The sequence below is a fragment of the Acinetobacter sp. CIP 102637 genome (assembly GCF_000368425.1).
GTDB lineage: Bacteria > Pseudomonadota > Gammaproteobacteria > Pseudomonadales > Moraxellaceae > Acinetobacter > Acinetobacter parvus.
In genome coordinates, this window is the sequence record NZ_KB849433.1 from 4,658 (window position 1) to 16,603 (window position 11,946).

9 protein-coding genes and 1 pseudogene are annotated in these 11,946 nt (G+C 41.8%); 6 read left to right on the top strand and 4 right to left on the bottom strand.

The annotated features are described in order from the left end of the window. Positions 1-123 (bottom strand): annotated as a pseudogene (locus F967_RS00035) (IS3 family transposase); the annotation flags it as partial. A 237-nt stretch (positions 124-360) separates the two neighbouring features. On the opposite strand from F967_RS00035, the gene F967_RS00040 reads away from it, so the two are divergent. Beyond that, positions 361-858: a YcxB family protein gene (locus tag F967_RS00040; RefSeq protein ID WP_004678548.1), complete on the top strand. Its 498-nt coding sequence runs from the start codon at positions 361-363 to the stop codon at positions 856-858. A 29-nt stretch (positions 859-887) separates the two neighbouring features. Then, a complete protein-coding gene (locus tag F967_RS00045; RefSeq protein ID WP_004760675.1) occupies positions 888-1,529 on the top strand; it encodes a fumarylacetoacetate hydrolase family protein in 642 nt (213 codons plus the stop codon). Between the two features lie 79 nt (positions 1,530-1,608). On the opposite strand, the gene F967_RS00050 is transcribed toward F967_RS00045, so the two are convergent. Further along, on the bottom strand, positions 1,609-2,871 hold the full coding sequence (locus tag F967_RS00050; RefSeq protein WP_004797332.1) for a YihY family inner membrane protein: 1,263 nt from the start codon (positions 2,869-2,871) through the stop codon (positions 1,609-1,611). Positions 2,872-2,982: 111 nt separating this feature from the next. Between F967_RS00050 and wrbA the strand changes: the two genes are divergently transcribed. Next, on the top strand, positions 2,983-3,579 hold the full coding sequence (gene wrbA, locus F967_RS00055; protein WP_004797334.1) for an NAD(P)H:quinone oxidoreductase: 597 nt from the start codon (positions 2,983-2,985) through the stop codon (positions 3,577-3,579). A gap of 47 nt (positions 3,580-3,626) precedes the next feature. Here wrbA and F967_RS00060 read toward each other — a convergent pair whose 3' ends face one another. Together F967_RS00060 and lgt are read right to left on the bottom strand one after the other, a co-directional pair. Next, complete coding sequence (locus F967_RS00060) at positions 3,627-6,830, bottom strand: type ISP restriction/modification enzyme (RefSeq protein ID WP_004797335.1); 3,204 nt, start codon at positions 6,828-6,830, stop codon at positions 3,627-3,629. A gap of 86 nt (positions 6,831-6,916) precedes the next feature. Next, positions 6,917-7,729, bottom strand: coding sequence for a prolipoprotein diacylglyceryl transferase (lgt, locus tag F967_RS00065; protein ID WP_004757107.1), 813 nt, complete (start codon positions 7,727-7,729; stop codon positions 6,917-6,919). Between the two features lie 109 nt (positions 7,730-7,838). Here lgt and F967_RS00070 point away from each other — a divergent pair, with 109 nt between their 5' ends. From F967_RS00070 to F967_RS00080, 3 genes are all read left to right on the top strand, one after another. Then, complete coding sequence (locus tag F967_RS00070) at positions 7,839-8,621, top strand: NRDE family protein (protein WP_004757109.1); 783 nt, start codon at positions 7,839-7,841, stop codon at positions 8,619-8,621. Between the two features lie 142 nt (positions 8,622-8,763). Continuing rightward, positions 8,764-10,356, top strand: a complete 1,593-nt coding sequence (locus F967_RS00075; RefSeq protein WP_004757110.1) for an alkaline phosphatase — start codon at positions 8,764-8,766, stop codon at positions 10,354-10,356. Between the two features lie 20 nt (positions 10,357-10,376). Further along, positions 10,377-11,912 (top strand): alkaline phosphatase, encoded by a 1,536-nt coding sequence (locus F967_RS00080; RefSeq protein WP_004797338.1) that lies wholly within the window; start codon positions 10,377-10,379, stop codon positions 11,910-11,912. Positions 11,913-11,946: the final 34 nt, after the last annotated feature.

Consider the following 11,946-nt stretch of genomic DNA (forward strand, 5'->3'; position numbering starts at 1 on the left):
TTGGTTTTGATGTAAATCGAATTGAGTAGAAAGTTCAGCGAGTGTGTGGTCGCCTTTAATTGCTGCGAGAGCAACTTTAACTTTAAACTCTGCTGAATGATTACGACGTTTTCTTCGTGTCATGGTTGACTCCAAAAACAAGCATTTCCCATGCTTATTGGGGAGTAGATTATCACTTATAGGCGTGGTCTAAAATCCTAGAACCACATCATTTCAATCTTGATCAATGCCAGTAAATTGGAAAATAGTTATAAATTTTTTTGTGTGTAAAGAATAGCCATATTGTGTAAAACAACGTCTTAGCCCCTAAACTGGTGTAATATTTACGCCCATCCATGATGAAACAAATTGAAGTCGAGCATGTCTGAACAACGTCCAGCGCTATCCCTGCGTTATTACCTGAATTTAGAAGAGTCCCAGGATGGTTTTGCTTTAGTGACCTTTGGTAAAAAGACCTTTACCCGTTTTTTAACCCCACTGATTAGTATCGCCATTATTGTATGGGGTATTTATCTTGGTTTTTCGGGTGTGGGGCGTTACTACGTTGCATTGGGGGCCTTTTTCCTGATCATGCAGGGGCTGATGCGCTATTGGTTGCTGCCGATGTTGTTTAAACGACAGTTTGTCCGTTATCAGTTTGGCAAGAGTGAACAGGGCATTGACCTGTATCAGGATCATTTTGAGCTTTATGCCACAGGTAAAAAGCAAAGTGCGCAGTATGCCGAGGTGCAGTCTTTCGCCATTGGTAAACTGACTTATATGCTGGAACTGAAAAACCATACCGTGGTGATTGTGCCAAAACGGGCGTTTACGGATTCAGCAGCGCAAAGTAAATTTGAAAATAGCTTTAAAAAATAAATAATCTTGCTAATAAATAAGGAAATGCCATGAGCACCTCTCCATCAAAAATTGTGTGTGTCGGTCGGAACTATGCTGAGCATGCAAAAGAGCTTGGCAATGTGATTCCAGATCGCCCGATTTTATTTATGAAACCTGCAAGTAGTTTGACGACTCTAGCGCAAGGCATTACATGGAACAAGGCCTTGGGTGAATGTCACTATGAATGTGAAATCTGCCTGCAAATTGCACATCCCCTGTCTGGCGAAACAGATCGGGAAAAAGTACTGGAGGCGGTGGGAGCACTGACACTGGGACTGGATTTAACCCTGCGTGATTTACAGGGTGAGCTGAAAGCCAAGGGGCATCCGTGGGAACGTGCCAAAGCATTCGATGGCGCATGTATTCTGGGTGAGTGGATTGAAACCGATGAGATTGGTGACCTACAGGAACTTGAACTGATCTTGACCATCAATGGTGCCGAACGCCAGCATGGTTTCACCAAAGATATGATATTTGATATTGCCGATTTACTGATTGATATTAATCAGGCATTTAGCCTACAGACAGGTGATGTGATCATGACGGGAACACCAGCGGGTGTAGGTGCTTTACAGCCAAATGATCAACTCACCCTAAAACTGATTACCCAGTCTGGGAAATACGACTGGAATACTTTTGTCCGACCATAATCATGCATTTACAACATGCTGTGGGTTAAGTCTGAAAGTAGCCAATGACTCACCTGTTAAAGTCATTGGCTATGCAGATTTATTTCGGTTCTGTCGACATCTCAAAGATGGTTGAAAGAGGAATAGACAGTTTAGCCGCCAAATAGTCGTTGCTTTCAATCAGGGCTGGGCCAAGTCGCTCCATCCATTCATCATTCTGATGCACATTGAATACATCAGGGCGTAGAGGTAAAGGATAAGGAAGAGCGGTAAAGAAACTCCAGAAATCAATCTGCGCCAAATTCCGTACCAATACATATTCATCCTTATCTGTGCGCTTGATGAGATTTTGATTTTCAAGTTGCAGGATATAGGCAGGTAAACGCCCCAATTCACCACGACCAATAATATCCAGTAGTTCCGTTTCACTGACACTTTCACCGATTTGCTGTTTTTTATAAAACAGCTCCAGCATGTCGAGTAACATCAAAATTGGATGGCGCTTTTGCTCCTTGCCTAAATTAAATGCAGTGAGGGCATAGCTGACTTCCACACCCAGTAAAATGATGTTCCAGGACAAATAGATCCAGAGCAGGAAAATGGGAACGGCAGCGAATGCACCATAGACAATTTCATAGCTAGTGAAGTTGCTCATGATCCAGCCAAATAAACGTTTCAGGGTTTCGAAAACCGTTGCACTGAAACAGGCGGCAATCACTGCTGAAAAGATCGGGACAGTGCGGTTTGGAATGGTCCAATATAAAATGAAGAAGCCAGTAATCGTAAGTAGAAATGAAATCAACCATAAGATTAATGAACCATTAAGTTGATAGCCTGCAAAGTTGTTGCTGAGAATGTTCATTGAGGCGACAGTTGAGGAAAGTACAAACGCACTGCCTAAAATGATCGGGCCCAGTGAAATAATGGTCCAGTAACGCATAAAGCCAATCAGGCCTGTACGGGTTTCCTTGACCCGCCAGATACGATTAAAAACGGTTTCAATCGAAGACAGCATCAGTACGGTGGTGACAAAAAGAAATAACACCCCAATCACGGTGAGGTTACTGGATTTTTCGGTAAATGCGTTCAGTGCCTTGTCAAAGGCAATGGTGCTTTTAGGCAAAAAGTTGCTGTAGATCAGTTGTTGCAGTTGTTGTCGGGCAGGTTCCAGTGCCTTGATGGAGGAAATGATAACCAGAAAAACGGTCAGCATGGGGACAACGGCAAACAGGGTGGTATAGGTGAGGGAACCCGCCTGGTCCTGACAGCGATCGGCCTTGAAACGCCGTAACACAAATACAATAAATTGAAACCATGTTTTTTCTAAAAAAGGCAGTTTGTTTCGATATCGTTCGAAGATCATGGGTTCATCCTATTGTTTTAATCAAAATCCTATGCGTTTCACAGGACTTATTACCGCTAAAAATATAAAAAATATCGTATAGTGTTCTTTTTAACAAAATTATTGAAAGTGATGCAACCTTACGTTCTTGTTCTCTATTACAGTAAATATGGTTCAACCAGACAGATGGCACACCTGATTGCAGATGGAATTGAGGCTGCGGGTGTCACTGCCCGTATTCGTACCGTTCCAAATCTGGCCACTGTGGTGACTGAGGCTGAGCCGAGTATTCCTGCTGAGGGAGACATTTATTGTACCCTGGATGATCTCACCCATTGTTCAGGTTTGGCGCTTGGTTCACCAACACGTTTTGGTAACATGGCCAGTGAAATGAAATATTTCTGGGATCAAACCACCAGTTTGTGGCTGAATGGCGCATTGCACAATAAACCTGCCTGTGTGTTTACCTCTTCAGGTTCAATGCATGGTGGGCAGGAAAGTACCTTGCTGAGCATGTTACCGCCATTATTTCATCATGGCATGATGATACTGGGCTTACCCAATTCAATCCCTGCATTATCCAATACCAAAACAGGCGGCACCCCCTATGGTGCAAGCCATGTCAGTGGACCTCGCCACGATCAAGGTTTAAGCCAAGATGAAAAAACATTATGTGAGGCGCAAGGTAAGCGTTTAGGCGAAGTGGTCAAGGCGTTGGCTGCAAAGTGATAAAATAAAAGCCATAGCAGAATAGTTTTCCGCTATGGCTTTGGTTTTTATATCTCTACTAATACGGTGTCTATTTCTTGCATGATCCGATTTGTTTCGGTCAACGCAACAATAATTTTCTGATAATGCAAAATATCTTCAAAGTTTAAAGCACGGTCTTTGCGGTCTTTGAGCCATTTTTGGGCAGGTTGATAGCCGCCGATATAAAAATGCCAAGCAATTTCGGGGACATGATTAAAATATTGTGTGTCATTAATCCAGACTTGACCATCTTTATATATTGGTTTAGTCACGATATTATCGCCATCTATTGGATATTGGGTAATATACTGTTCAACTTTTGGGCTTTCTAATAAATGCAGTTTACGCAATTCCGCCCCTAGTTTGCCTAGTTCAAGAAAAGTTTTGGCATCTTTGGGATAGGGGACACGAGGAAAATCAATTTTTAGAAATTCCTTATAGCTTTCTCGATACTTTGGCGAGTGTAAAACCGCATAGATATAGTCCAGTAGGTCTATTGGCGCAAATGTACCGTGAATGTCTTCTTTTTCATCGATGAAAGTTAAAGCAATGTTTTTAGATATTTTTTCAATAATTTCAGCATTTAAGTTTGGTATTCGATACGCAAATGTGTTTAGGCTCGACTTGTCGACTTGTCGACTTGTCGACTTGTCGACTTGTAACTGTTGATTTTGGTAGAGATAGAGAGGGAAAAGATAAGGTGTTCCGTTTGTACTATACATTGCTCTATCGGTCATGACTGCTTTCGTGAGCATCACAATACAGGTTTGTTTTGTACCAGCAATTTGGCGCATCGTAGCTAAAGCAAGATTATCTTCTTTCAATATATGATCTGTAAGCTCTTTTCTTGGGTAGGCAATAAATCCTTTTGAATTGCCAGTATAATAAGATTTTCTAAAGTCAAAAGGTTTATATTGGATTTCAAAAAATACACCTTTCGATTCTGTAATATCTTTTTTTGCTAAGTCAATAGTCCAATCTCTACCATCTTTTTGTATATTATATTTCTGTCTTAGTTCTAGGGAATTTAAGGTTTTTAAGTCATATAAAACGTTCTCTACTCCTATCTGGCTAAAATGAATGGTTAGGGAATCATTTTTCGTTTGAAGTCCAGAGTTAGAGTATTTAAATAATTCATCTATTTTAAATCCTGTATTATATTTTTCATCATTTGCAAAGTCTTTAGGTACAAAAAAGTAATTTTGAAAGTCGTATGGGATTTTTTGTAGTTTTATAGTACTTAGATCATTCTCTTTAAGGAAATCATATTTATCTTCACGTTTACCATATACATCATAATGAAAAACTTTGCCAAGTTTTGTGGTTTTAGCTGTTTTTACAAAAATATTAATACTTACACCCTGCATAATATCAAAAACATTTTCATCTTTATGACCATCAGGTGTGGTTTCTTTTTTCTTAGTATTTCCATGTAAATCAATAATGTAAATTTTATCAAAGGTTTCAAGTAAATTTTTACGCATTTGACGATGGGTAATCCCATCAATAAAGCTATTATTAGAAATGTAGGCTAAAACACCTTCACCATTTTTTTCAATAAAATATTGACCATAGCGAATAAATTTAATGTAATCATCATCAAGATTAATTTTTCGTTCGTTTAAATCCTTTTTATAATCTGCAATAAGGTTTTGAATCCATTCACCTTTATTGGTTGAACTTACAGAATACGGCGGATTCCCCAAAATACACATGACTGGGGTATCTCGTTTTATATGATTGGCTTCGTTGGCTTCGCTACTTAACCAGTTGGCAAATAGTGTGCCTGTATCGGGGTGACTTTCTTCTAAACTGTTGGTTAAATACACCCGTAAGCGTTGCGCTTGCTTGGGTTTATAACCTGTATCGGTTAGCAACAAATCAAGTTGCAAATGCGCCATCGCATAACTTGCCATGAGCAGCTCAAAACCATTTAAACGTGGTAATAAATGGCTTTCGACATAGTTACTCCAAATGCCTTGCTGCCCTGCAAATTTTTGATGAATATGTTTCACCACTTCGGCAAGAAACGTCCCTGTACCTGTGGCAGGGTCAAGAATTTGCACTTTATGCACTTCTTTGGTTTCGGTAATACGCTTGCCTTTGGCTTTACCTTTGGTAATGGCTGTACCTGTTGCTTCTACTTCAATCGTGGTTTTACTGGTATCGGCTAAACCTTGCGCTAAACCAAATTCGGTTTTTAAAATATCATCTACGGCACGCACTATAAAATTGACCACTGGGGCAGGGGTGTACCAAACGCCACGAGCTTTACGCAATTTGGGGTCATATTCACTCAAGAAAGTTTCGTAAAAGTGAATAATCGGGTCTTCCATTTTGGTGGAACGCCCATAATTTTTAAGGATTTCATGTACATTACAATGTAGAAAAACATCAACCAAGCTATCGACAATCCATTTAATACGGTCATCAATATCAGGGCCCGCAATATAGCCAAATAGTTTGCGTAAAAATGGATTGGTTTTAGGAATCAGTTCCGCCGCTTCCTGTCGGCTAAAAGTCGGTAAGGTCGGGTCATGTAAACGTGCGGCAAACATACCGTAAGCAATAGTTTGAGCATATACATCAGCAAAACCTTTCGGGGTAATGTCATGTATCAGGATTTGTTTAAAGGCTTGTTTTTGGTCTTTTAATGTACTGTCCTCAAAGCTATCTTCATCACTGGTTAAGGCTTTTTCAATCACATCAGAAAGTAGACGCGCTTTTGCTGCCATCATTTCTGCAAGTTTTTTAGGACTTTTAATGGTTTGTCCAATATGGGTACAAAAATTCTTGATGAGATTTTCAAAGACAGTAAAGTTCTCAGGAAGCGCTCGGATATGATTGCCAGTCACCTCAGCAATGGCGATTTTAGTGATAAATACGCCATCCTGATAAATATGAAAATTGAGATAGTCCGTAAAAATAAGATTGTTTAATGATGCTTTGTAACGATCAAATTGTTCTTTATTTCCTGTCTTTTTCAATCCGTCTAAGTCTTTATCACCGATATCTTTTGCTTCAATAAAGCCAATGGGAATATTTTTCTTTGTCAAAATATAGTCAGGTGCGCCACAAGATTGCCTTTTAGGTTCATTGGTCGCAGTAATATCTGGGACTATCGATTCAATCAGTTGGGCAAGATCGCCACGAAAGGTATGTTCTGTCGCATTGCCAAGTCGATAACGATGATTAATACGGTCTATATAGGTTGAAATAAAGTGACTCATATTGTTGTCTCATATTTGTTTAAGCTAACAATATAATTTATATAATAAAAAATCCATAAAAATGGGGGCATCAGCTCCCATCATTTTTATTTGGTTACTTGCCAGTCATAGATTTTTCTACGGTAGGCATACCACATCATCCATAGCCCAATAATAATCATTGGGAAGCTTAGGATTTGCCCTTTGGTCATCCAGCCAAACAGGATAAAGCCCTGATCTGCATCGGGTTGGCGGAAGAATTCCATAAAGAAGCGTGCCACACCATAGCCCATCAGGAATAAAGCTGAAACTGCCATACGTGGACGGGGCTTTGAGCTAAACCACCACAGCACGATAAACAGGATGAGACCCTCACACAGTGCCTGATAAATCTGTGACGGGTGACGAACCAAGCCCAGTGGGTCTGTTGGGAAAATCATCCCGAATGGATAGCTTGGATCTTGTACTGGGCGACCATACAGTTCTCCCCCAATAAAGTTACCAAAGCGCCCAAACATCAAGCCTGTTGGTACACAGGGTGCGATAAAGTCCAAGGTTTGGAACCAGGTTTTTTGGTATTTTTTACACCAAAATAACATCGCAATCATGACACCGAGGAAGCCGCCGTGGAAGCTCATGCCACCAGTCCAGACTTGAAATAACCACAGTGGATTTTCTAAGAATTTACCAAATTCGTAGAACAACACATAACCAACACGTCCGCCAAGCACAACGCCCAATGCACCGTAGAAGACCAGATCTGACACCATGTCGGCTGTCCAGCCATCACGTTGTTTAGCGCGATACGATGCTAAGCCCCATGCACAGAGAAAAGCCAACAGATACATGAGTCCGTACCAGTGCACTTTGACTGGTCCTAAGCTCAGTGCAACTGGATCAATATTTGGATAGGTCAGCATCGCTGCTCCTCAATTTTATATTTTGAGCAGATTGTAGCGGAATGATGTGAAAAATGTTGTACATTCAATGTGAAAGATCAAGGTTCCAAAAGGCGGGAGAAAAGGATTTATGTGTATTGTCGCTTTTGCATGGCAGGTACTGGATGAGATGCCCCTATGTTTAATTTCAAATCGTGATGAGTTTTACCATCGACCAAGTTCTGCCTTGCATGTATGGGAAAATAGCAGCATTGTCGCAGGACAGGATTTACAGTCAGGCGGGACATGGATGGGGGTGACGGCTTCTGGTCGCTGGGCGATTGTGACCAATTTTCGCAATGGTCGGGAGCAGAAGGCTTATACCACTTCTCGTGGGTACTTGATTCAATCCTTTTTAGAAAGTGACTTGGCGCCGATTCGGTTTGCCCAGCAGCTGGAGCAACAGCAGCAGGACTATGCGGGCTTTAACTTATTTGTGGGTGATCGAACACAAGCGGTATATATGAGTAACCGTGGTGAAGCGCCGCAAGTGCTCGCCAATGGCGTGTATGTGGTATCCAATGGCCTCATGTCTGAAGATTGGGAGAAAACCCGACATTTGCGTCAGCGTTTTACCCAAGAATTTTTACCGATGTTGCAGCAAACACAAATGACTGAATCCGCAATCGACGCCGCCGCTTGGGATATTTTGGAGGATGAGCGAAAGGTGATTTCAGATTTGTTACCCGATACGGGAATCAATACAGAAATGGAAGAATTATTGTCCTCTACTTTCATTCAGAGTCCAGTGTATGGAACACGCTGTTCAAATTTTTTAAGACTTAGCCCGACACAGTGGCATTGGCTGGAAAAATCCCAGCAAGGGCCGTCACGAGGTGCAATTGTTGATCTTCAGTTAAAATTAGTGCCTTAAAATGATATGTTATAACATAATTTCAATATAAAACAACAAGATGAAATAATACTGTCATCAAGGTGACATAAAAGGTTCACCCAGCATTGTTAAGGTGTAGCCAATCGAGTTACGTCCAAACAAATAGATCTGGGGATATTTTATGTTCTTATCAAAGATGAGCTTTTCCAAAAAGCTCTTGGCGGTCAGTTTAATGGCAGTTCTGTCAGCTGGCATGACTGCGTGTAACGACAGTGATAAAAACGACAAAACGGAAGTACCTACAACACCAAAAGCTAAAAATGTGATTTTCTTTTTGGGTGATGGTATGGGGATTACCACTTTAACGGCATCACGAATTTATTCTGTTGGGGAAGATGGTGATCTGACCATTGATACACTGCCAGAAACTGCTTTTGTACGCACTTTTTCGGAAGATGGTCAGGTGACCGATAGCGCGCCGTCTATGGCGGCTTATATGACTGGCGTGAAAATGAAAAATGAAGTCATTTCCATGCAGTCAGGAACGATTGCATCTGCACCAAAAGCAGATGGAACCAGTACCTGTGATGATGTTAGCGATAATAAAGGTAAAAAACCTGTTGAAACCTTACTTGAACTTGCCAAAGCTCAGGGGATGGGCACAGGGGTAGTAACTACCACGCGTATTACCCATGCAACGCCAGCCACAACCTATGCTCATGTTTGCCATCGTGATGCAGAGAATGATATTGCTGCACAGCTTGTTCCTGCAGGTAAAGGGACAGGATGGGGCGCTTATAACAGCAAGCTTAAAGATGGTGTAGATGTAGTGTTAGGTGGTGGTTTACGTCAGTTTAAACCGACGACTGTTGCAGGCGGTAAACGTGCTGACGGCCGAGACCTAGTAAAAGAAATGCAAGATCAAGGTTATAACTTTGTTTCAAGTGGTACTGACCTTGCAAAAATTGATCCAAGCAAAACTAAAAAATTATTGGGTCTCTTTAATGCCAGCCATATGAATTATGACTTGGATCGTACCAATAAGAAGATTGATGAACCTAGCTTAGCGGATATGACCACCAAAGCGATTGATGTCCTACAGGCAAAAAACAAAAGTTTCTTCTTGATGGTTGAGGGTGGCCGTATTGACCATGCTTTGCATGACACCAATGCAAAACGTGCGTTGCAGGATACGGTTGCTTTTGACAATGCGATTAAGGCAGCGATTGATAAAATTAAACTGACTGATCCAGAGCTAAAAAATACCTTGATCGTGGTGACTGCTGACCATGACCATACCATGGTCTTGAATGGTTATGCGAAGCGTACAGGTAAATATGTGAAAGGTGCTGAGACCAGTGTCTTGGGCCTAGTGAAGAACTATAACAAAGCGGGATTCTCAACCGATGTCAACGGCAATCCATATCCAATTATTGGCTTTGGTACAGGTAAAAAACGTTTAGATAATGACCGTATTGAAGCCCGTGGTGTTTTAGCTGATAACGATAGTTGTAATCCAGCAGCAGGCCCAGCAGGTAAATATACCGATAGCCGTGGGACGGATATTGATAAAGATGGTTGGTGTACGGGTACAGCTTCAGATGATTTCCAGCAAGAAGCAGTGGTGCAGACTGGTTTCGCTGATAGTGAAACGCATGGCGGTACTGATGTGTTCCTCGGCGCGATTGGTGTGGGGTCAGACAACTTCCACGGCAGTCTGGAAAATATCGAAGTATTTAATTTAGTTCGCAAAGCCATTGGCCTAGATAAATAACAACAGACTGGAGAATGATGATGTTAAAACAATTTAAATTAGGTCAGTTGGGTATGAAAGCATCTGCTTTAACTGTTGCACTCTTGGCTGCAAGTACAGGTGTACAGGCGGCGGGCGAAGCTAAAAATATCATTTTCTTTTTAGGTGATGGTATGGGGCCAACTACGGTCACGGCAAGCCGTATTTATGGCTATGGTGAATCTGGCAAATTAACCATGGACACCTTGCGCCGTACCGTACGCATCAAGACTTATTCAGAAGATGGTCAAACCACTGATAGTGCGCCGTCAATGGCAGCCTATATGACAGGGAAAAAAACCCGTAATGATGTGATTGGCATGACACCGGGAACGATCGCTGTTGAGCCAAGTTCAGGTACGGCACCTGATGGAACGAAAGTGTCGAATGCTGTGAATAACTGCCCAACGCCTGGCTCGAGTGTAGCAGCAGGCAGTCCTGCTGATACGATTCTTGAATTGGCCAAAGCCAATGGCAAAAAGGTGGGGGCGATTACCACGACAGAATTAACCCACGCAACCCCAGCTGCAACTTTTGCTCATGTGTGTAATCGTAATGCGCAATATGAGATTGCGCGTCAAGTGATTCCTGGTGGTGCAGGTTATAACCCTAAACTGCTCGATGGCGTAGATGTGCTCATGGGTGGTGGTCGTAACCACTTCACTCCATATAATGCGACTGACAATAAACGAGGACGTATTGATGGACGTAATTTGCTGGATGAGCTAAAAGCGAAGAATTATACCGTCGGTGCGACAAAAGCAGAAATGGATGCTGCGCCACTGAATAAAAAATATATCGGTCTTTATTCGGCAACCTCTCATCTGGAATATGACTTGGATCGTCCTAGAACGGCACCGAATCAACCAAGTTTGGCTGAAATGACCGCAAAATCGATTGATTTATTACAGGCACAAGATACTGCTGGTAAAGGCTTCTTCTTGATGGTTGAAGGCGGACGTATTGACCACGCTTTACATCAAACCAATGCCAAACGTGCTTTACAAGATACCATTGCCTTTGATAATGCGATCAAGACCGCACTGGATAAAATCAAGAAAACTGATCCTGAGTTAAAAAATACCTTAATCGTCGTCACGGCTGACCATGACCATACCATGACGTTTAATGGTTATACCGCACGTACTGGCAAAACCACGGCGACGAATCCAGGTATTTTAGGCTTAAGCTATAGTTATCAAGAGGCGAAAGCATCAGATACGCGTACCCGTGTATTAGAGGATGGCAAGAAACATGCCCCTAACTTTGATGCGAAAGGCAAGACCTCAACCACTTTAGTGTTTGGTAATGGTGGTGGGCCACGTCCAACGTCACGCATCGATATTACTGACAATGAGGCAGCAGCCGATGATTATTTACAAGAGGTTGGGGTAAAACTTGGTAGTCCTGGCTCTGAAACACATGGTGGTGGAGATGTCTTATTGTTTGCTGAAGGCGCAGGTTCACAAGTCTTTAAAGGGACGAGAGAAAATGCATGGGTGTTTAGCAAATTAAAAGAAGCATTTGGCTTTAAATAAACCTTTTATTGAAGTTTTTCATCATATTGCAAGA